General features: G+C 57.1%; 15 protein-coding genes. 3 read left to right on the plus strand and 12 right to left on the minus strand.

All coding sequences use genetic code 11. The annotated features are described in order from the left end of the window. Positions 1-114 precede the first annotated feature (114 nt). The 8 genes from RM50_RS20435 to RM50_RS14925 form a co-directional block, all read right to left on the minus strand. Positions 115-1,107 carry a PD-(D/E)XK motif protein gene (locus RM50_RS20435; RefSeq protein ID WP_082007094.1) on the minus strand — a complete coding sequence of 331 codons (993 nt, stop codon included), beginning with the start codon at positions 1,105-1,107 and terminating at the stop codon, positions 115-117. Beyond that, positions 1,107-3,215 (minus strand): Z1 domain-containing protein, encoded by a 2,109-nt coding sequence (locus RM50_RS20440; protein WP_167562176.1) that lies wholly within the window; start codon positions 3,213-3,215, stop codon positions 1,107-1,109. Before RM50_RS20440 ends, RM50_RS20435 begins: the two co-directional genes overlap by 1 nt. A gap of 134 nt (positions 3,216-3,349) precedes the next feature. Beyond that, positions 3,350-4,930, minus strand: coding sequence for an ATP-binding protein (locus RM50_RS20445; RefSeq protein WP_043454225.1), 1,581 nt, complete (start codon positions 4,928-4,930; stop codon positions 3,350-3,352). 28 nt (positions 4,931-4,958) lie between these two features. After that, positions 4,959-6,317 (minus strand): DNA (cytosine-5-)-methyltransferase, encoded by a 1,359-nt coding sequence (gene dcm, locus RM50_RS20450; protein ID WP_240471967.1) that lies wholly within the window; start codon positions 6,315-6,317, stop codon positions 4,959-4,961. Positions 6,318-7,958: 1,641 nt separating this feature from the next. Beyond that, entirely contained in the window at positions 7,959-8,768 is an 810-nt protein-coding gene (locus RM50_RS20720) for a hypothetical protein (protein ID WP_156133893.1), read from the minus strand. A gap of 77 nt (positions 8,769-8,845) precedes the next feature. Beyond that, the gene (locus RM50_RS20725) at positions 8,846-10,015 is read right to left on the minus strand and encodes a hypothetical protein (RefSeq protein WP_156133894.1); all 1,170 of its coding nucleotides are present in this window, start codon (positions 10,013-10,015) and stop codon (positions 8,846-8,848) included. Continuing rightward, a complete protein-coding gene (locus RM50_RS21285; protein ID WP_156133895.1) occupies positions 10,008-11,207 on the minus strand; it encodes an N-6 DNA methylase in 1,200 nt (399 codons plus the stop codon). Before RM50_RS21285 ends, RM50_RS20725 begins: the two co-directional genes overlap by 8 nt. A gap of 549 nt (positions 11,208-11,756) precedes the next feature. Beyond that, entirely contained in the window at positions 11,757-12,509 is a 753-nt protein-coding gene (locus tag RM50_RS14925) for a hypothetical protein (RefSeq protein ID WP_156133896.1), read from the minus strand. Positions 12,510-12,628: 119 nt separating this feature from the next. Here RM50_RS14925 and RM50_RS14930 point away from each other — a divergent pair, with 119 nt between their 5' ends. Beyond that, positions 12,629-13,657: a hypothetical protein gene (locus RM50_RS14930; protein ID WP_156133897.1), complete on the plus strand. Its 1,029-nt coding sequence runs from the start codon at positions 12,629-12,631 to the stop codon at positions 13,655-13,657. A gap of 225 nt (positions 13,658-13,882) precedes the next feature. Here the strand turns inward: RM50_RS14930 and RM50_RS14935 are convergent, their stop codons facing one another. From RM50_RS14935 to RM50_RS14945, 3 genes are read right to left on the minus strand one after another with little or no spacing between them, the layout of a single operon-like run. Next, the gene (locus RM50_RS14935) at positions 13,883-14,662 is read right to left on the minus strand and encodes a carbon-nitrogen hydrolase family protein (protein ID WP_052260270.1); all 780 of its coding nucleotides are present in this window, start codon (positions 14,660-14,662) and stop codon (positions 13,883-13,885) included. 47 nt (positions 14,663-14,709) lie between these two features. Then, positions 14,710-16,059 carry an APC family permease gene (locus RM50_RS14940; RefSeq protein ID WP_043454238.1) on the minus strand — a complete coding sequence of 450 codons (1,350 nt, stop codon included), beginning with the start codon at positions 16,057-16,059 and terminating at the stop codon, positions 14,710-14,712. Between the two features lie 9 nt (positions 16,060-16,068). After that, positions 16,069-16,947 (minus strand): carbon-nitrogen hydrolase family protein, encoded by an 879-nt coding sequence (locus RM50_RS14945; protein WP_082007098.1) that lies wholly within the window; start codon positions 16,945-16,947, stop codon positions 16,069-16,071. A gap of 96 nt (positions 16,948-17,043) precedes the next feature. On the opposite strand from RM50_RS14945, the gene RM50_RS14950 reads away from it, so the two are divergent. Together RM50_RS14950 and RM50_RS14955 are read left to right on the plus strand one after the other, a co-directional pair. Beyond that, complete coding sequence (locus tag RM50_RS14950; protein WP_043454241.1) at positions 17,044-17,793, plus strand: FadR/GntR family transcriptional regulator; 750 nt, start codon at positions 17,044-17,046, stop codon at positions 17,791-17,793. 57 nt (positions 17,794-17,850) lie between these two features. Further along, complete coding sequence (locus RM50_RS14955) at positions 17,851-18,624, plus strand: hypothetical protein (RefSeq protein WP_052260272.1); 774 nt, start codon at positions 17,851-17,853, stop codon at positions 18,622-18,624. 324 nt (positions 18,625-18,948) lie between these two features. On the opposite strand, the gene RM50_RS14960 is transcribed toward RM50_RS14955, so the two are convergent. Then, positions 18,949-21,240, minus strand: coding sequence for a DUF262 domain-containing protein (locus RM50_RS14960; RefSeq protein ID WP_043454244.1), 2,292 nt, complete (start codon positions 21,238-21,240; stop codon positions 18,949-18,951). Between the last annotated feature and the right edge of the window lie 139 nt (positions 21,241-21,379).

Raw genomic sequence — 21,379 nt, forward strand, 5'->3', positions numbered from 1 at the left:
CGGCCAATTTCTACCCGGACCCAAGGCCGGGTCAGCGCCTCCAAAGAACGATGTTATAGCCCACGCAAAAACAACCCAGAAGCAACTAAGGCGGCACATGGCGCCGCAATTCGATTAACTCTGTAATTCCTCCCCCGGGGCGAATGTCTCGTACAACTCGGCGAATGAAAAGCCCTCGCTCGCCAAAGCGTGAGACAGATCAACGGTATACCTAACGTCGCTGATCTCGTCTGCGCCAATGACGACCCGCGGAATGTATTTGGAACTGATTACGGAATTTGAGTCGGCATTTCTAACCGAGAAACGATAATCATCAGCAGAATCAGCGCCGGAACCGAGCACATGGAGGCATTTGTCCAAAAAAATTCCTCTTTCTTCAACGGTCATTTCATTGGCAATGCTGTCTATAAGTTCCGCAAGTGAGGGACCGGCCTCATCCCGATATAACAAGACAGACGCGACAACTGCCTCAGGAGTTCGCTCAACAAGTTGTTCATGCGAAAAACGATGCTGGGAATGAGTGCCTTCGTGCGTTTTTACCTCGACGTAGCCGTTCTCAAACGAAAAGTCGTACAGTGCCCCTGGCCGAGACTGCCAAGCCAAAGCCCATTCCCTTGCGCTGCCGGAACGCGCAGCAAGCCAAAGCTCACCCCAAAGACCCTTAATGAGGGGCTCGGGCACACCCGTAGGCGATCGCAGGAGTTCAACGAGAGTCCCGAGAAACTGCTCGACGGCGTCCGATTCTGAACGCGGCGGCAGTACTGACAACATACTTGCAGTCAGATATGCGAAGGCTGAAATCAGGTTGCGGTGACTAGAGAGAAGGCCCAGGGCCCGGTAGCACCTTCGGACCCTGACGCTATCAATTTCGACGTCATAAAGCGCACAAGGCATCAGACGCAGAGCCTCGTATTTGCGAAACCTTCCCCTTCCAACGTCACTATCATTTTGGCGCAGAAGAAGGAGTAACGTCCCATCCTGATCGAGTGCGAATAAGTCGTCCTCACGGCCTGGAACGCGACAGGCAACCATGGCATTTGATACAGAAGAATCGAGCGCCAAGAGTTCCATAACTCGTTCGAGCGACTCTCTGCCCAAATCAAACATTAAAACTCCTCGATGAGAAAGTCACTCGAGACGCGGCTTGGAACATGAAGAGCAACCCATGGAACCGGTACCAGCGAACCGGATTCGGAAGCAGGCCCATTGGTAATGAGCACAGACCGCAACTGAAGCGTGGGCCTGATCTCGGTCTTAAAAGTGCGATCCCCTGAATATCTCAGACCTGCACCACGCGCATTACTGGGGTTCCGACCAATAAAGAGGTTTTCCTGCAGGACACTCAGGCTACGACCTGTTTGTCCCCTAGTTCCCAGGTCCGACAAAAACACCACGTCAATGCCTGCTTCAGCGATGTGAGGTTCCCCAAGCGCGGTCGTAAGGGCAGTCAGCAACATCTGGTCTCCTGGATCCGGAAGCGACAGATCGAGGAGAAACTTCAAACCAATCTCCATGGATACGCCACTTGCAAGAAGATTAGGGTCAGAGTCCGCTCGCTTATCAATAACCCCTTCGATGTGCGTCATGTTAGTGAGTTCAAATGTGCCGCGGATATATTCTTCGAACCAAGAGAAAGAGCGCCGGTTCTCAACGTGGCCGAGTTGCATCTCCTTGGGATAGCTCCAGCCGCCGTCTAGTTTGAGCCGCTTCAATTTACGACCAGCAATATTCGATCGAGACAAATTCCGAATCCGCTGATTCAGCAGAAATTGCCGACGCCATTCGCCCAGTGGTCGATCCCCATTTTCGGTTAGTGTACGTCGCAAGTACTCCTCATCACGCACGTAACCCGTGAAGGCATCGATAGAAGGTCGAGGAAGGTATACGCGGCAGTAGCCGATGTAGGCCGCTCGGTAACCGAAAAATCGAGCGCGCTGCTGCAACACATCAGCATTCCCGGAGAGGTTGCGCGGCATGTAAGTAACGGTCAGTCCCTCTACGGTGAACCCCCGATCGAGCTTGAGTCCCCCTACTAGGATCCAAAACTGCGCAGTGGTCCAGTTGATATCACGCTCCGCGCCTTTTGAGTTGACCTGGATAACGCGAATCTCATCGCAAAGTTCAGGAATCCACCGCAGCAGTTCATCCAACGGCGGCACATCTGCAACCGTACGGCTCAGTTCCTGATAAGCACTTTGAAAATCAGCGCGAATCATCTGTTTTGACTGCTCACCCCCATCCCGCATCAGATAAGCCCATGAAGCGAGAAGGTCCTGGATCCACCTTTCATAGGTAGCATGCGGTGCCGTGTCCTGGGATGCCTGAACCATCATCGAACGGTTCTTCCGAGGTTCGTCGGGGGCTGCAGCAGCGGCGCCGAGAAGAAATACGCGAAGCGCTTGCTGCAGAGACTCTGGTGCTTCCGATGGCATATTCTTGGGGTCGCAAACATCCGAGGCCGAAAGAGGGACTATCAACTCGTCAGCGTGATCTACAAAGAAATATCGCCCTCCCGTGTATGCGTCACCACTCTCGATTACCTTTGCGAAGGATGGATTCAGAACATCACTGATCGCCAATAGGAGATTCGCTTGGGGGGTTGCAGTGTACTGCAAATATGAATGGTGAGGCAGCGACTCCCGCAACTCAACAATGGCATCGTAGGTCTGGCTTTTCCCAGTTCCGCCCGTCATCAAGTTCTCACGCGCCTTCGTGTTCAAACTAGCCTGATCACTTTCGTCGTCAATAATCAGAGCCGGAACATCTTGTAGCAAGGTGCGCATCTGCCGGAGAGCACCCGCAGCTGCTCGAATACGGCCTGCATGTTTCAAAACAGTAATCAAAACAGCGGGCTTATCACGCATAGTTGTCAAGCCCGCATTCCTCCGCTTCCAACTTTCAACAAGTCGGCGCAGTTCAGGGGCATCGTCGTTGACAGGGTTCTGCTTCCGTGTCCACGCGCTTTGAAGTTCGGTAAGTCCCAGGTCGAGATCCAGCCGGTCTTCCGATTGCTTTTTGAGGTTTTTCGTCGTTCCTGCCAAGACGACGACTATCCCGAAACCGTTGTCCCTAGCCAGTGCAGCCACGGAGGTGAAGGACAGCGTTTTTCCTGACTGCACGTACCCCACAACGAGGACGGCAGTGTCTCCGGGGCCGTCAGCAGGATTTCGACAGTGACCCAGAATATCTCCGGCTTCGGTCACAACGCGGTCCATTTGCTCCGGCGTAAGTTTAGCTGCCTCTCCTTCGGTCTTGAGACCCAGGAACTTGTCTGTGAATGACCCTGGTTCAGGCACCCATGTGCCGGGACCCCTGGGCGTGCCCTCTTCAACTCGCTGTACCGTCATACTCAACTGGTGCCCCTATCCATTAAATTTGACACTTCGAAAGATCCGCGCATCGCAGCATTCAGGAAATCCAAAACATACTGCGACTTGGCTCCGCTACGCTTCCCCATCACAGCTGCAATAGCTACAGCACAACCGAACAACAGAAGCAGTTCGCTATTTTCCGCATTGGCACCAATATACTTGCGCGAAAACGGATGCGCAAAGGATATTCTGACTTCCATTCCGGTACATGTTTCACCGGTTTGATCGTGTATGCGCTCGACGTCCGCCCCTACTTCCAGCCACGAGGACGCAGCATCATCGAAAAGCGCCTGAAGTTCTATCTCCCATAAACCCTGCTCAGTTTTTACGAGTACCTTTTTGTTGAATACTTCCTGCGAGCCAGCCGGGATGAAGTCTGCAACGTACTGGTCATCAGTAGGAAGACCAGCGAGGGCGTCAATGACGCTGGGGTAATTACTTTCGATTACGGCCGCTAGATCATCAACGGCGGATTCAATGATCTTTCGTTCGTCGATCTTTGGAGACTTGGAGCGATAAGCCTCTGCCTGCGCGAGAAGATCCAGTTCCCCAGCCTTGAGTTGCTTCCGCAGTTCGGCAAGAAACTCCTCTTCATAATCTTCCCATTGGAACCCATCCTTAGTGTGGCTAACGTCGAAACCAAGGAAATCGAGCTCACCAAAAAGCCTCTGATATGTGTAACTATTCGAGCGGCCAAATATTTCAGCAGGGCGGTAAGTCTCATCGTGGCTTCCCATAATTAGTCTTCCACGGCGGAAAAGAGCAAAGCCTGCTTCGCTGGTTGAGCCTGTTTCCCGTAGAGCGGCAAACCCAGAAATCTTACGGCCCTGTCCGAGATCAATCAAAAGATTAGTTTTCTTCCACTCCACCGGCTGGCCACCAGCATCCCTCGCGGCCGGTGCCCGAAGAACTGCGACCTCGGTATACTCAAGCGGGGAGCCATTTAAGACAATCTCCATAACGCCAGCCCGGAGAAATTTACGGTAGATGCTTGAAAGGTGAGCGCGAACTTTCGCGATTGTCCGGCCTTGGGGAATATGATTGAGGTCGCTAAGTTCTATGACCGTAAAATGCGAGGACTCGGAAGCCGTTGCTTCATGAACGGGCAAGTGATCGAGATGATTAGCAGCAATGCGTCCCAGGTCAAAGAAGACAGACCGCTGTACGGCTTCTCCAAAAACCGATGTTCGCACTGACCATCTTCCGGCGAACCACGAAGCAGCACTCTTCATCCCCATACCAAATTCTGATAAGCCACTACGATCCGGCGGAGGCTCTGCAGCTCTAAACGCGCGCGGAAAGTCTTCGAGAGATATACCGTAGGCATTATCGGATATCTTTATGGAACCCGTGCCGCTGGTTTCAATATCAATTCGAACTAGAAGTTTGGCCTGAGTATTATCGGTATTACCCGAAGCCCGCGCGTGCAGCACGCTGCCCAGAGCATTATCGACGAACTCAGAAAGCGCAAACCACGGCTTATAGTTTAGATGCTTTAGAACTGCTAATATGTTGACTTCAGGCCGAATGTCTATGGTCGATAGACTGTTCTCGCTCATAGTGCTCCCTTGCGATTCCCGTTTGTATCTACGCTGCAGTGGCGCCGAGCGACCTCGCACCGGCAAAAAGTACGTCAGCGAGAAGTGGCCGAGCAATGGCTTGCACGACGTCAGCGTTTACGGCATTCCCCAATGCCCGATAGGCTGCTGGCCTACTCTCGGGCAGGATGATGTCTCCAAGACTTTGAAGGCGAGAACACTCCCTTGGTGTCATGTAGCGTCGTTCCCATCCTATGATGGGGACTTGTGTGTCAGTCATGGCTACCAAACTAGGAGCCGTCCTACTTCGCTTGATCCGAACGCCGGAAGCGCGAAATTGAAGAACGAAATCCCAGATGTTCTTTTGCTCCCCTTTTGCATTCCACTCAAGCTTCTGCTGACTAGAGGGAAATGAAAGGACCTTAGGTAACCAGGGATCGATCCACGATTTGTTATCGCTATAAAACTGCCGATTCTGTCTTATGAAGTCAATTTTCCATTTCGGAAATTTCTCCTGAGGCCGCCGAGCGTGGCTCGGCAAAGATGCCAACTGCGCGCTTGGATTCAGGCCCTTTAACTGGGCACCGTGAGATCCTTTGTACTGGTCAAGATTTTGCCCGCTTTCAATGAGGGCATAAGGAGTCGTGTCCTCATAAGGGTAAGTTGCACCAAACTCCATGGACCACAAAGGGTATGACGGGAGCTCAAGATGAGGTGGAGAAGCTTGCAGAAATTCATTCCATACTTCGAGGCAGCGAACCACATCAACCGGGAGTTCCTTCGCGCCCGCGGGGTACTCGTCCAGCACACTTCGAATGTCTGTTGAAGTCCGGGCGGGTGTCGGCCAGGTGAAATGCTGAAGGCCCCTCCTGGCTCCTACGATGTATACTCTCTCTCGTATCTGTGGCACTCCGAATTCGTGTGGTGAATATCTGTTCCATTCAACCTCATATCCGAGTTGGGATAGCTCACGGCTTATCACCCTCATTGTTTCACCGCGGCCGTGCTTTAAGATATTTGGGACGTTTTCGAGAATAAAGAATTTTGGCTTTTTCGCGGCAAGGATTTCTGCCACCTTGAAAAACAAATGGCCTTGTTCCGTATGTTCGAAACCAAGTTGTTCTCCTGCCTTTGAAAAAGGCTGGCACGGAAAACCGGCAGTTAAAACGTCATGGTCGGGAATGTCAGCAACTTCTACCGAATTTATGTCCCCAGCAGGGAGAATGCCGTAGTTCTTTTTATATAGAACTCGTAGTCCCTCTACCCATTCAGCGGCGAAAACTGCCTCACCGCCCAGACCTTTGAGCGCCGTGTGGAAGCCGCCGAGGCCGGCGAAAAGGTCGACGAACCGAAAGTAAGGTTGTGGTGTGGGTTCTGTCACCACGAGTTTTGTCGAGTGCTGCGTCAATTGTTTTCCTCTATCCCTGAGCCAGACAACCAATGTTCTCATCTGGGTACGACAGAGTTGCAAAACGAGTGGCGTGTCCTCATCCTAAGACTTCCGGAGGCGTCCGGCTTCGGCACGCCGCCCTGTATTTGCACGTATACGATGAGGGTGCCCAGTAACGTAGCGGCTATGGCCATCATCAGATCTATACAGCCAGATACCCGAAGCATTCGTCCCAACCGGACAACCGCGGACTGTAACTACGCTGTGGTACGTCAGTCCGACGGTTCGCTGCTGTTGAATCTGACGTCCTTTGGATCGGACGCTCGCAGGAACGTTGGAGAGCCGAGCCAGTCGATGCAATTTGACGAGTTGGCGGCGTCGCAACTGCTTTCCATAATCCTCGATGTCTTTCCGCATCTTCGGTGGCAACTGGTGAACTGATACTGGCGTCTTAGGCACTGACGTGTGACAGCTGACAAGCCCGATCAAGGGAGGCGCCTGGCGTAGGCTTGTTCCTCGTGCGCTAATAGGTCGTTCGTCCAACAGATGATGTGGTGCTCTTACGGTCGTTCATGCATTGCATTCGGTGGGCAAAGTGTCAGTCGCAGGCAATCAAGTTCTTCGATTGGAGTAGTCCTGACGGGCTTGGCCCCCTGGGATCCAAGTTGAGGCCGGGCGGCCTGGCCAGCACGAACGGCGAAAGACCCTTCGCACGAGTCTGACGTGCCACTCGCGAGGCCTCACGGAGCGAAAATGGGTTTGGAGCGCCTGATTCAGCCGATGAAAACTAGCCGCCTTAGGCCCGGCAGGCCGGCGCTTGCAGCCGAGCAGCCGAAGAGCAACGCAGGCTCACCAGCAGGAACCCGATTATCGCCGTTGCATTGAGCAGGGGGAAAGAACTCGAGCTCGCCGAAGTTCTACACGCTGGTCAAGTTCACGGCGGTTAGCATCATCGTGAGCAGGAAGACCATCAGCCACACGGCAGCCCCGGGAAGAGGATTGCCAGCAAGCCCGTCGCGCCCAGCAACTGTAGCCACGAGGCCAACCCGAGGGGGACCGTCCCGTAGGACTTGGAGGCCTAGGCGGAAAAGGCCCCATGTCCGGATTGGCGGCAGCCATGTCGCGCAGCGCCCATAGCACCAGGATGGCAATCGTTCCGGCCACAAGGTCGAAGATCAGCACCGCCGGGCCAGCAGCCTGAATGCCGCGCCTGAACCGATGAACGGGCCAGCCACGATGGCACTCCCAGGTCCTTCGTGGTCAGTTGCGGGGCTTGAGGGCCGTGCCGAGCGCGCGGGCGGACGACTGTATCTCGTAGGGATTCCTCTGACTCGTAGGTTGAACGACACCGAGAACTCATCCCGTGCCTCTTCGAAGGCCTCATCAGTCGGCTGTCGCAGCAGGAAGCGCGCCCTCCGGCCTAAGTTCTAGTCCGTGAAGACTGGTTCGGAAGAACGACTGCGCGATATCTCCGGCTGTTCCACGCTTCGCTGTAAGACCCGAAGATTGAACCGCTGAAGCTCACGTCATCCGCTGAGCGTTACACCTTTATGCCACCTGGTGTTGTTGGGCAGAGTATGAAAACCGACAAAGCCGTTCGGACCTCTTGGCGGTTCTGACTTTGTGCGCAAGAGGATGAAATGAGACACCAACGCCGCATCAAAGGCAAAATTCAAGCTCGGCCCGAATCTGCCTCAACATTCCGTCCCGACCGAGAAGCCGCTCCGGGTCTTCCAGATCCCGCCTACAAACCTGCGCCATGAAGTAAGTTATTCCAGTCAGGTAATCCTTGATCTCATCAGCCGACAACAAATCTGGTACCTCCGTGCTGAACGATCTCCCATCGGTACTTCTCACGTGTGCAATGGCATTGCGCCGGATCACAAAATCCCCCCACTGTCGGAGCAACCGCATTTTAACTAAATGAGGAATCAAGCGTGACGATTGGATCATAAGTTTGTCGATTGAGTTCCTCAGGGACTCCCCTTCGGGCATAGCCCCTTCAGCGAGACCAGCGCACCGAATAATGACGGACGTGAAGTCCATTTCGTGCCAATCTGATTCGGGCCCCCTGTGTGACAGGTGTTCTACCAATCCCTTATATGCCAAGCTGACGTCGCGATCGCCCAGGTCGTTTGCGAAGACCACCGGCAGTCGCTGGTCATAGGAATTAGGGTTGGTGTGGCCGAATGACCAGCCCCAAATCGCTGGTCGATTACATAGCCCGGGTTGTTTGAATTCGGCCAGGCTCCTATTTGTGGCAGATAGGACATCTTGGGCGAAGTCGTCACTGCTGCCATCGCCCAGTGCCAGCATCCATGCAGCAAAAAGTGCGTGCTCATCGCCCAACTGGTCTGATTCCGGGAACCACCCATCTTTACGCTTCCCGTGTCGCGCGCTGTAAAGAGTTTGAAGTTCGTCTAACAGCGTCTCATCTTCTCCGAGTAATTCAAGCCGTTGTCCGACCATGTCTTCACAATCCGGGCGGGACAAGCGTTCATAGAGGTGCGCGTAAGCGGATGGCGGTAACTGGCAACTCTCAGCCACTATCGACCGCCCAACTCTTTATCGATCAGATCCCGCAGTGGAATTGAAGTTGTTAGGTCGTCTGACTTGGTATCCGCGGCGGTAGTTTGTAAAGGGAACGTTTCCAAGTTTTTGACCGAAAGATGGCGCACAGTCGTTCCCTGGGAGAGCGCACCAAGGAGATCAGCAGCCTCGGGCGCTGTGAGTGAACGAGCGAGTTCGGTTCCGTCCACTCCCTCTCTTGTTCGCACCACCAACACGCTGTCAGAGGCAACATACTCTTCCTGAGCCACGGTTGCGCGCGGTCGAGTCCCAATGGCTTGAACGACAACGTCGCCCGGTTTGATTCGGGGCAGTCTCTCATCATTGGACCACCATCGTGGCGGGGAGCCCGTGACAACACGTGCTTCCATGACGGGCAAGGTGTCGTCTGTCATTACGCGTGCGGGATTCAGCGGGCGGCGACCCTTGACGATTTGCGCCTTTTGGTGGAGAGGCAGGCCACGATCAATCACTGCCGGGTCCTTCATGAATATCCGCGGAGCCCACGCTCCACCGTTGGGAATGTCGCGTATGGTCCACCAACTCGATTTGCCTGCGCTTAGTCTCGTCGATGAGCGTAGTTCAGCCAAAGCTTTCAGACGACCCAATGTTTGTGCGCTCCCCGCGATGGGAACGATTAGAGAAAGAAGTTCAGCGATACTAATAGCGGGAATCCTTGATCCCGCTTGCGCTGCTTGGCGGGCGCGAAGGCCCGGCGTGGACGATAAGACCGCCCAAAGCCAGAAACCCAAGTCTGGATAAGTCGGACGCAACGCATGAAACTGGGCGGAATACGCATAAGAGGTAACCGACTCTGTAATAACAAACGCTGGCCCAAACCCTGATCTTTGTAACAAGACATCCCCGTACCGGAGGGCGTGATTCCCCTGTCCGACACGATAGACGGGACCGCGATAGTTTGCCTGAAGTCGCTGGATATGGCCGAATAGTTGGTCGATGGATGACGGGGCGACAACCTCTATGCGTTCTACCACCGATTCGGCGGCAGGCAGATACTTGGCCATGCTGGATATCGGGACCAGCTGAACTCGCGTCCCCCAGATATTGATCGCATCCGGCACGAGCAAAGCGGTTGGATCCCAGACCCGGGAAGAGGTTAGCCTGATCGTGCCGTAGACGCTACCCATTCTGGCGACTTTCGAGGTGGCCCCGCAGTGCTTGCCAAGCCGCCCCCTCGGATGAAAGCTCGGACTCCCAGTCCGCTGACAAGTCAGCAATGAAGGTCTGGCCTGGTTTGTCCTTGTCAATTATTACGACGGTAGTGGGGATGGGAGTGGATCTGAGGAGCCCCCCTGGGAGTCCAATCAATGCTTGGACGTGAGTCTTGTTCGTAAGGTAATCGCGGTATCGAAGTCCCGAGTCTCTAATCAGCCAACTCCTACTCGTGAGAAGGACCATGCGCCCTCCCGGCGCCAGCGCTTGCAGACAAACGTCGATGGCCGCCAGTTCCCCATCGTGAGTTGTGTCACCGTTGGACAACTGGAACGGATGTGACAAACGTAGACCGAACGGCGGAGCGCTAATGACAAAGTCAGTGTTCGGAAGATTGTCCTGCAAGGCATTGGCGCAGTGAAATTCAACCCTGTTAGACGCGAAGTTTCCGAGCGCTCGTGTAACATCCACGATGTCCTTGTTCAGATCGCAGCCGTAAAGGATGCACTCTTTGGGTGCAAGTGAACCCGCCCGCAAAAGCAACATCCCGGAGCCACAAAAGGGATCCAATAATGAACCTTTAGGGCCCTCGCTGAGCCGAGCCATAAAATCCGCAATAGGAGCAGGGGTTGAGAGATCCCCCCGGTTCATCCCGGACATTACCGTGGGCAACCAATCTTGTACGACTCGCCAAACTGCTTCGCGGTCTAAAGTAATCCTTTGGTTCTGCTGATGCAGCAAAGAGCCGTTAGCTGCATTGTTAAGCACACTCGCAATTCCAGCGAACGTTACCTTTTCCTGTCCCTGGTGGGAAGCTAGCAGGGACGCCAGTTCCCCGTCCAACGCAGCGCGAATGACGGACTCATCCTCGAGGAGGAGTGCACAGTTGCCGACGTGGTCCCTGACATCTTCCGGGCCGCTCTCCTTCAGTAGCGCCCGGAGTCCCGCATCTGCACGGCGCCAACTATTCCCGGCCACGACATAATGGACCCGTGTGCCCAATGACTGTCGATAGCCGGCCAACCGTTCCAGTGCCTCCTCGTCACCCCTGGAAGATTTTTGTGAGGCCTTAACTTCCACGACCGTGTGGGGCATCAGAACCCCGGATCGAGACGGCAAAAACCCAACAACGTCTGGTCGCAAGGAACCGGCACGATAATTCCTCATTACAATTGGGTAGCCAACTTCGCGAAGACGTGCGGATACGTCCTCCTCCAAGTCTTGTCCGTCTTGCCCAAAATGCACTAAAGTTCCTTTCGACACTACCGGAAGCAAAGCTTCTTACTATCTCAGTAACCAATAACAACGTCAAGTACTAGACGAACCCAAGGGTTCCTCAAAGGTTTCAGCCCTCAGACAACTCGAGAGTATTCCCTTTGAACCAAGCAACTTCACAAAGCATTATAAACGCGACGATTCGTGCGCGGACCAATCGCTTCATAAGCGGAGTTGCACCGACCTCTTATCCAGAAGTAATGGCGTCGAGGGCAAAATTGATACCGAACAACTGACGAAGTACTAAAAACTCACACAATTCTCGCTGAGAGTCTGCGCCCTGCTGATCTGCATCATTTTTCGCCGGACGACGCGAGCGCATCTGCCTGCTCACCGAGGCGGCGACGGGCGAACTAAGACGTCGATGCAGGCTTTGCACGGGAGGATTCCGTCCGGGGATAATTTTCGGAAAGTGTTGCCCGAGGGGCCGCCCACTCAGGCTTATGCCTCCGGCTCCGTTTCCTGCTCCATTTCTCGAGCAGCCCGTTGTCTCTTGTCCTCTTCGTACTGAGCTATCAGTTCCATCTGTTCATCCATGTACTCGTCATATCCCTTAAGGTTCGAGGCGAGCGCTTCGTAGTTCTCCGGTCTCGCCGCCGCCAAATTCGTATGATCTTCAAAGGCTACGAGACGCAACAGCCATTCGTGGACCGTCTTAAGTCTGCTGTGCTCCGGCATGACCATATAGTCGAGGGCATCACGGTCATCCACAAGGCGGGACATAAAGTCTAGTTCGTTTCTAAGTGCCACGTGTTGGATCAAGCTCACCGCTTCGTCGAATCGGATGTGCATCAGGTACTTATCACGAGAAGTAGCGAACCGCGCTTCGTTGATCATGTTGTAGTTCAGAGCCTGCAGATTGCCTACGATGGAGAGGCAGTCACGAAGCATGCGTGAGTCCCCCCGCTGTTGTTCCTGAAGCCGTACCTCTTGGCGGTCAGCTTTCCTCTCCTCGACCAAAATGTGCCGTTCCAGCCGCCAAAGCCAAGCGGCACCTCCGAATGCGACAGCGCTGCCGACGAAACTTCCAATCAGTCCTGACCAAAAAGCTTGGTGCTCGGGAGCCAGTGAGGGGAGGGCGAGGAACCCGGAACACACTAAAGCCGCGGCTAATGCGATGCTCAGGAACGTCGCAATCCATAATTGTCGTGGCATGCTGGACTGCTCGGGCTTGTCTCTATTCGATGCATTCACGGTTCAAGTTTGACAGCTGATAGAATTCCGTTCTAGTCGGTGGTAGATCAGGATCGAATTGCCGAGCTCTTTGCGTACCTCGTCGATGAGGGGTAGATTTTTCGTGATCAAATAAGACCGTGAAAAACACCATGACACTAAGCGATTTCGTCCCGGGTCTTGAACGACTCAACGTGGCTCTCGCGGAATCCACCAACGAAAGCGATTCAGATTATTTCGCGCGACAACGGGCACAAGATGTAGTGGTCATTTGGTGGGATTCCGTTGCCGATGATTATCACTTCATGGAAATGTACGTAGAGTTCGTCCTCAATGATTCTGATGAGATTCGGGACTACAAAGTTACGCTCAGCAACTTGGAGCAATCTATACGTGAGCGCAAGGATCGTGACACGGAGATATGGGCCGACAAGCTCTTAGGCATCCTCAAGTCCTATGCCTCCAAGGTAAAAAGTCTCACATTGCAGCGGGTTCGTTCTGGCGGCGCTAAGCCGGAAGGTGTGGAGCATGCAGATTTCTCAGCCCATATGGAACTTCGTGCCGTCAGCCTTCTTATTGCACGCATAGAGAACGTTGACTACTCACTGCAACTCCGCAAGGCGGTGCGAGACGCTAGGCAGGACGCTGCCGATGCGCATACTGCAGCCGAATCGGCCCGAAACGCAGCTGGGATGGCATCCGGTTCCACGCTGACAGCAAGATTCAACTCGCTGGCAAACCGACACTTCTGGGCGGCAACCCTGTTTCGTATCCTTACTGCGGCCGGCGTGATCTTTGGACTTTGGTTTGCGTTAGAAGTCTCTATTGGGGAGACAGTGGCTGGGCCCGTCGGTTCGCCAGGCCATGCCATTCTTCGCGTTTCACTCCTGGCAGGCGTGTTGGGGCTAGCCACCTACTTCGGAAGGCAAGCTGCGTACCACCGAGACGTAAGTACATGGGCTCGAACAATCAAAGAACAGTTGCTGACGTTTGACGGATACATGGAGCCGGTCACGGACGATGAGCTTCGTCACCAGATGAGGGCGGCTTTCGCTGCACGCGTCTTTGGTCCGTCTCCCGAATCGAAGGAAGACGGGAGTGTCACCCTCAGCTCGCCCGTGCTAAGTGAACTTGCTACAGCGGTTGCCAAAGCAGGGGCGAAACCGTAGACATCTGTCGTGGCACATTTCGGCATGACCTAAAGGCGACGGCCCAAAGAGCCAGGGATTGAACCCGCCCAACTCAGAAGAACTGCAGAACAAAAGTGGGCGGAAGCCCTGATACACGAAGCTGGTTGGGGGAGGCTCCGTCCCTCGGACGGAGCCTCCCCCGCGTATAAGCGAACTCCCACAAAGCCTCGAGATCCGATGTCGAGGCGGTACTAACTTCGCGAGCTACAGCCGCCGCTGCCGGAACATCGGGAACGACTCCCGCACGCGTTCCACCGTCTCCAGCGAAACCTCCACCGCCCGCACGCTGGGCTCCAACCCAAGGTCCGCCTCAACAACCCCCATGGGGTCCACCAGCACGCTCCGGCCCACGGACACCGGCGGCGCATGGCACACCCCCGCCACGTACACGCTGTTCTCGATGGCCCGGGCGGCGTTCAGCGCCAGCCACTGCTCCGTCTTGTGCTCCCCCGGCACCCAGGACGAGCAGACCAACAAAACCTGCGCTCCGGCGTCGGCCAGTGACCTGGCCAGCTCCGGGAACCGGAGGTCGTAGCAGGTCATTAGCCCGAATCGCACTCCCCCACGCTCGAACACCACGGGCTCAAGGGACTCGCCCGGTTTGATGAACGTCGACTCCCCGAAGCCCTGTGCGTCGAAAAGGTGGATCTTCCGGTAGGAAGCCAACCGGCCGCCGTCGGGCCCAAAAGCGACCAGCGTGTTGTACGCCCTGCCCGGCTCGTCCGAGGTTTCCACCACGCCCGCCACCAACGCGATGCGGTGCCGGCGGGCGATTGTGGCGAGCTCCCGGCAGACAGGCCCGTCCAGCGGCTCGGCCACCGCCGGGAACGTCGCGTCCACCTTCTTCTTCTCGTAGGTGGCGTACTCCGGAAAAGCGACCAGCGCGGCGCCGTCGCGCGCCGCCTCGGCCGCGAACCTGTCGATCGCGGCGAGGTTGGCCCGGATGTCGCCGCCCGACTCCAGCTGCCCCAGCGCAATCCTCACAACCGTTCCTTCCCTCAACCAACAGGCCACATCACAAACTGCCAGGATCAGGCGGCGGCCTCGACCGTTGCCTTCTCCGTGGCCGTCATCTCCGGCGGCGAGGCCTTGAAGCCGCGGGTGATCAGGGCCAGGACCAGCACGCCCAGCACCAGCCAGGACACCCCCAGCGTAATGGCGTTGCTGTCCAGCTGGGAGAGCAGGTAGGCGCAGATGATGGCGCCGATCACCGGGACCACCACGTAGGACACCGGGTTCAGCTGCTGCCCGGCCCGGCGCTGGCGCACGTAGTGGAACACCACCGAGGCGTTCACCAGCGTGAAGGCGGTGAAGGCACCAAAGTTGATGAACGACGTCGACGTGGCCACGTCCAGGAAGATCGCGATCAGGCCCACGATGCCGGTGATCACCAGGTTTGCCACCGGGGTGTGGAACTTCTCGCTGAGCTTGCCGAAGACGGCCTTGGGCAGGACGGAGTCGCGGCCCATCGCGTACAGCAGGCGGGAGGCGCTGGCCTGCGCGGCGAGGCCGGAGGCGAACTGCGCCACCACCAGGCCGGCCAGGAACACCGCCCCGAACAGCTGCCCGCCGATCTGCAGGGCGATGGAGCTGGCGGCGGAGGCCGAGTCCTCAAACACGCCGCCGGGGTGCACCAGCTGGGTCACGTAGGAGACCGCCACGAAGATGCCGCCGCCGATCAGGGCCACGAGCATGATGGCGCGCGGCACGGTCCGGCGCGGGTTGATGGTCTCCTCGGTGAGGGTGGTGACGGCGTCGAACCCCAGGAACGAGTACGCGGCGATGGCCGCGCCGGCGGAGATGGTGGCGAAGCTGGACGTGTCGTTGAAGAATGGCTGCCCGCTGGCCAGTCCCGCGGCGCCGTTGGCTGACACCACGTTGCCGATGGCCAGCGCCACAAAGAACACCAGGACCAGCAGCTGGAACGCCATCAGCACGTAGTTGGCCTTGTCCGCCACCTTGATGCCCAGGATGTTCAGCAGGGTGGTGATGACGATGAAGCCCACGATCCAGACGCCGATGGGGATGCCGGGGAACTGGGCGGTCAGGTAGGAGCCGCCGATGAGCCAGATGACCATGGGCAGGAAGAGGTAGTCGAGCAGGACGGCCCAGCCCACCAGGAACCCGACGCGGGGGTCGATGGAGCGGCGGACGTAGGTGTAGGCGGAGCCGGCCACGGGGTGGGCGACGGCCATCCGGCCGTAGCTGTGAGCGGTGAACAGCATGGCCACGAGCGCCACGAGGTACGCGGCGGGCGCGGCGCCGCCGGTGGTTTCGGCGATGATGCCGAAGATCCCCAGGACGATGATGGGGGTCAAGTACGCCAGCCCGAACAGGACCAGCGAGGGCAGTTTCAGCGTGCGGGTGAGGGTGGTTGTCACGGTGTTTCCTTAGGGCTTGTAGGACGGCGGTGTCCAGGTGGCCGGGTTGATCCGGCCTTGATAGACGGAAAGTTCGACGGCGGGCTCCCCCTCGCGGAACTGCGACCAGGGGCGGTTGAGGTTCTCCGTGCCGTGCGTGCGGACGTGGTCGACGGCGGCCAGGTCCAGTTCCGCGGTGAGCAGCTGCGGCTGGTCGTCCGGGGCCTCGGCGAGGGTGTTGCCCTCCGGGTCCACGATGATGCTTTGGCCCTTGCCGGTGGGGCCGGCGCAGTTGACGCTGACCATGAAGACCTGGTTGACGATGGCATTGGCCTTGGCGAGGACCAGTTCCTGTTTGCGGTCCGGGGTGGTGGTTTTGACCACGTTGAGGATCACCTCGGCGCCCATCCAGGCGAGCTGGCGCGACACCTCCGGATACCAGGCGTCGTAGCAGATGTTCAGGCCCATCCTGCCGATCCCGGGCAGGTCCACGGTGGTGAACCGGTCGCCGGGATCGTAGGGCTCGAACGGGCGCCACGGGAAGATCTTCCGGTAGTAGCCGGCCAGTGCCCCTTCCGGGGACAGGACCACCTGGGTGTTGAACAGCTGGCCTTCGGGGCCGCGTTCGCAGACGCTGCCGGGGACCAGCCAGATGTTGAGGTCCTTGGCGAGCTGCCTCAGTTCCGTGACCCGTGGGCCGTCCAGGGGTTCGGCACTGGCCCGAAGCATGTCGGCGCGCTGCAGGTCCGGGTTTTGGTCGCCGAAGAGGTGCAGCTCGGGGAAGACCACCAGCTTGCTGTGCGGCTGGGCTTCGAGGGCTGCTTTGACCTCGTCCGCGAAGGCCGAGACGGGTTCGCCGATGAGCCGGGGCCGTGCCTGGGCGGCGACGAGGGGAAGGGTGCGTTGCATGGTTTTTCTCCGCTGTGGGGGTGTGATCCGGGTTATATTAGATCAGAATGATCCAATAAAGGGAAGGGGCCCGGCGTGGGCCGTAAAGTAGCGGGTATGACCGATCAGCTGGAGGACACCGCCGAGCCCTCACGCCTTGGTCCCGGCGGGATGCGCGGGATGGAGCGGCGCAGCGCCATGGACGCGGTCCGGATGCGGATAGGCATGGCGATATCCCTGGGGCTGCTGAAACCGGGCGAGCGGCTACCCGACCAGGAGGACGTGGCCCTGGGTTTGTCGGTCAGCCCGATCACGGCACGGCGTGCGCTGGCGAGCCTGGCGGAGCAGGGCGTGGTGGTGCGGCGCCGCGGCCGGGCCGGCGGAACGTTTGTGGCGGATTCGCCGCCTATGGAGGTGTTGGCGTCACTTTCCGCGTCACCGGCGGAGTCCCAAGCGGTGAACCGTTTGGTGGACCGGCGGCTGTTGTTCGAATGCGCGGTGACGCACTATGCGGCGGTGAATGCGACTGTTGAGCAGCTGGACGAGCTGGAGCGGCTGACTCGCGAGATGGCGGAGTCGAGCGACTGGTCCTACTACCACCGGATGGACGAGCAGTTCCACCAACTGGTGGGCACGGCGTCGTGCCTGGACACCGCCGTCGAGGTTTACCACGAGACCCTCGCCGAGCTCTACGACTACTTCATCCCCTACCCCATCGAGAAGCTGCACAAGTCCAACCGCGACCACATCGCTTTGGTGGCAGCCCTGCGCGCCCGCAACGTTGAGGAAGCGGTGGAGGTTTCCCGGAAGCACGTGGACATCCTGCACCGGACGATGTTCATGGGGCTGGCGGAGGGTGGAGACTAGGCCTCCTTCTCTGAAGCAAACTCGAAATCGTGCTGAACTCCAGCATTACCATGAGGCATGGATTCTGCCATTCTTACCGCCATCATTACGGCCTCCTTCGCTCTAACCGCCACTGTTGTGGCGTCAGGAATTGCCTTGGTAGCGAGCGTGAGGACGCAGCGCGGCCAAGCCGAGAACAACGAACAGCTAATACGCCTTAAAGACCGCCTTGATGCGGAGAAAGCAAATCAGGACCGACAACTGAGCGCGAAGGCTGAACTCGATAACCTTCGGGAACCGCTAATGCTCGCTGCCAAGGACCTGCAGAGCAGAATCTACAATATTCGCAACAAAAACTTCTTTTCTTACCTCAATAGCGAAGACGACCACCGACGTGATGTGGCCCTACTTGGAAGTCTGCACAGGTTTGCTAGATACTGGGCAATTCAAGAACTCCTCTATAGCCGCACTAACTTGCTGCGTTTCGAATCCGACCCAGATACCCGCGATGTAGCGGATGATGTCAGACGCCTGGCACGCACCTTCGCTTCAGACAGCTCTGTGGGACTCAACCTCATCTTTTGGCGAGAGGAACAGCGCGCCGTCGCTGAGCTTATGGTCGAGCTAGACAGCACCGACCCCGTACCAACAGTTATGGGATTCGCAACGTTCAGGAAGCGGTATCGCGAAGACCTTCGAAAGGATACCCCTGAAGACCTCGCCCTCTGGCTAGGCGGCTTCGCTCAGGACCTCCGTGTGGCGACGATCGCTGAAAACCGTCGGCTGGATGAGTTACACGCGAACCTTGACGCTCTGGTCAAGACGCTGGAAAAGGGCAAGAACGCGCCATAAGACCCCGGGTCAACGCTGACCGTTAGTTTTCACTGCTCCGTTGGTCCTTTTCGCATTTTGCAGCCGTAATCGGGGCGCCCCTCGCTCCAAGGACAGGCCTTTACAAACCATAGTCGTGCGATCGTCAGGATCGAGGCCAGTGCCCGCGGCCGTCGCGGAACACGGCCAAAAATGCTGCGGCTAATAGCGACAACTGTCGCAGACACGCCAGTTCGAGGCTTCACGGAACCAGTGCGACAAGGGGCCGTACGTGCCGCTATCAGTGAATCCACGCTGAAAATGGTCGACTACGGCGATACTGCAAACATCTTGAATGACATGCATTTAAAAGTCCGCTGCCAACATCAGGTAGCCGTCAGTCTTGGCGATTCGAAGGGGAGAACCCAAGAACACCAGTCCTTGCAAGTTTGTTTTCCCGATCCGCAAGATACCGGAACGTTCCCGGTCTGGTCCCATCCGCGGATCCCATGTGGCGGTAAATTCAACGTCCTCGACGATGACCTGCAGGTGGGCTCGATCAGGCGGAAAGTGGTGTTTCGATCTTGCCGGAATTCTGATTTGCCCGGCGTCTAGGTCGGCTTGGGTGACCACCTGAGTTGTCGATAGGGCGCCCTTTCCCTCACCCAGCGCCTCATAGGCGGGATCTGATTCGCTGACTTCGTCGGTAGTGGGTGCAGGTTCCTCCGCGGAAGGACGAGGCCCTTCGACCCTCTCGCTTGTGTCTACGTCACCGACGTCAACGTTTGGTGCTGAGAGCACATTCTCCTGGATTTCACGTGGCGACCCCCAGATGGTGAGGGCAAGGTCGGCAAGGATATCCCCCCGCACACGGATTCGTTCTTCGTCCCATCTTTCAGTCCAAGAGGCGTCGTCGAAACCAAGGACGCCGGACGGCGCCGACAGCACCGTGGACGTGGTGAGACGCAGCAGGCTGTGCCGACGGATCTCGCTTTTCTTATGCTCCCATTCCCTGTTGCTTACGGAGGGATTCAGCTTGGACGTTAGCAGGGTCAGGTTTCCGAGTCTGTGGATGCTTGAGGTCCGCAGCAGCAAGCGCGATTCGTCAGCATCCTCAGGCAACGGCCAGTGCTTTTCCCATGCCCGGGGAAGGAGGTGTTCAATGGTCAGTTTGCGCTCGGCGCTGAAAAGCAACGAGCTCGGTTCGGTCTTTCCGGTCCGAAGACGGTTTTCCAACGCGACGAGCAAGGCTTTCAGGCGTGCCCGGTTGAGCGAGGTGTACAGAGGGTCATTTCGGAGGGCGGACGAGAATTCTGCGTCTGTCGGCCAACGCCGTGACTCTGCAGTCTGTGCAGAAAGTGAACGTTCAACCGCGTCCCCGGCTTCAGTCGGTGGGCAGTCCATGCAGGCCGTCAGAACCTGGAGGAAGAGACGGTTGTAGTCACCGGTGGATAGCCGGCACACTCCCCGCCTCATGAGAAATGAATCAATCGCTCGAACGGCTATGTTTCGCTGCTCGGGCGGCACGTCAGCATTGCCGTAGAGGTAGAGGATCACCGGCCAGGGTGTCGTTGTCGTCGTGGCAGCCATCCGGTCGAGCAGTGCTGTGGCGGGGTTTGTCGCCGAAAGATGCTGAATCTCCCAAAAGGTGTCGGCGTAGTGCCGGATATTGAGGATGACCTCGGCGGCAATAGCCTCGCTCGTTGACATCCAGGCTTTAAAATCTGCGAAGAGATGATCGACGATGACTTCCTGACGGCTTTGAATTGTCAGCCAGTAGGACAGGAGAATATCGATCCGGGACCGTCTGAGTCGGCCGGTGGTGATTTCGTCCCGCCATGGCGAGTCGTCCAGGGGAAGCCAGCCTTTCATCAGCAAGTCGTTCGCGCGTTTGTGATCTCCCTGGATGTCCACGGTCTGGAAAAGGAGATTCTTGATCAGGTCAGCCGCATCCAGTGGAACGCCCCGATGATTGAGTGCTTCGAAGATAACCTGCGGGTCGTCGTTGGGGTCAAGGACGATGTGCACGAGCTGCATCCGATCCCGGAGAGTCGTGAACAGGTTCTCCATCCGTATTTCAGGGTCCCGCGACTCGCGGGCCCACTTCTCGACCCGACTTTCGAACCACAGACTGGCTTTGACGATCTTGTGGTCCCGTCGCGACGGCGAGGCATCTTCGCTGACAGGGCGCAGCGCCCACTGGAAGGCTTCATTGTCCTGTGGGAGAGGCCAGACCTTATACCTGTCTTCAGGATGAGCATCATGGATCGTTTCGGGCCTGTTTTCGAGCAGGCTGGTGAAGCGGCCTACCGTGGTGGGGGAAGCAATGCGGCTGGCAACCCGGCGGGCTGCGCTTAGGAGGGTCTGCAGTGTAGTGAGGCGCTGCTGACCGTCGATGACATTTGATGAGGAGAGCCGCCGCGGCGTTTGCCTGCGGGCTTGGCTGACGATCGCGCCCAGAAAATATGTCCTTGAAGGCCGTCCATCAGCTTCCGCTGCCTGCTCACGCTCAAATTCTTCGACCGCTGTTTTAATGTCTTCCCACAGAGGCAGCCAGTTGTCGTCCTCGTCCCAGACATAGGGCCGCTGAAAGAGCGGAATGAAGTTCTGGTGGTCATTGGCAAAAATTTTGCCTAAAGAGACGTCCCCGGCTTGCATTGACAACTCCTACTGTTATTGGCGTGAAGCTTCAGCCCAGTTTATGTACACGCTTTAGTCTCAGCCATTCTGCTTGTCACGGTCAGCTTCGTTTACTCAATCCAAGCACGGACCCAAGAAGCGGACTTGGTGGACGCGC

Source organism: Pseudarthrobacter phenanthrenivorans (assembly GCF_000813845.1).
Taxonomy (GTDB): Bacteria; Actinomycetota; Actinomycetes; order Actinomycetales; family Micrococcaceae; genus Arthrobacter; species Arthrobacter phenanthrenivorans_B.

What these genes read in the sequence shown, in the direction of transcription:
- RM50_RS20435 (WP_082007094.1), bottom strand. Translation starts at nt 1,107, where the DNA reads ATGTTTGATTTGGGCAGAGAGTCGCTCGAACGAGTTATGGAACTCTTG.
- RM50_RS20440 (WP_167562176.1), bottom strand. Translation starts at nt 3,215, where the DNA reads ATGGACCGCGTTGTGACCGAAGCCGGAGATATTCTGGGTCACTGTCGA.
- RM50_RS20445 (WP_043454225.1), bottom strand. Translation starts at nt 4,930, where the DNA reads ATGAGCGAGAACAGTCTATCGACCATAGACATTCGGCCTGAAGTCAAC.
- RM50_RS20720 (WP_156133893.1), bottom strand. Translation starts at nt 8,768, where the DNA reads ATGGTCGGACAACGGCTTGAATTACTCGGAGAAGATGAGACGCTGTTA.
- RM50_RS20725 (WP_156133894.1), bottom strand. Translation starts at nt 10,015, where the DNA reads ATGGGTAGCGTCTACGGCACGATCAGGCTAACCTCTTCCCGGGTCTGG.
- RM50_RS21285 (WP_156133895.1), bottom strand. Translation starts at nt 11,207, where the DNA reads ATGAGGAATTATCGTGCCGGTTCCTTGCGACCAGACGTTGTTGGGTTT.
- RM50_RS14945 (WP_082007098.1), bottom strand. Translation starts at nt 16,947, where the DNA reads ATGCAACGCACCCTTCCCCTCGTCGCCGCCCAGGCACGGCCCCGGCTC.
- RM50_RS14950 (WP_043454241.1), top strand. Translation starts at nt 17,044, where the DNA reads ATGACCGATCAGCTGGAGGACACCGCCGAGCCCTCACGCCTTGGTCCC.
- RM50_RS14955 (WP_052260272.1), top strand. Translation starts at nt 17,851, where the DNA reads ATGGATTCTGCCATTCTTACCGCCATCATTACGGCCTCCTTCGCTCTA.
- RM50_RS14960 (WP_043454244.1), bottom strand. Translation starts at nt 21,240, where the DNA reads ATGCAAGCCGGGGACGTCTCTTTAGGCAAAATTTTTGCCAATGACCAC.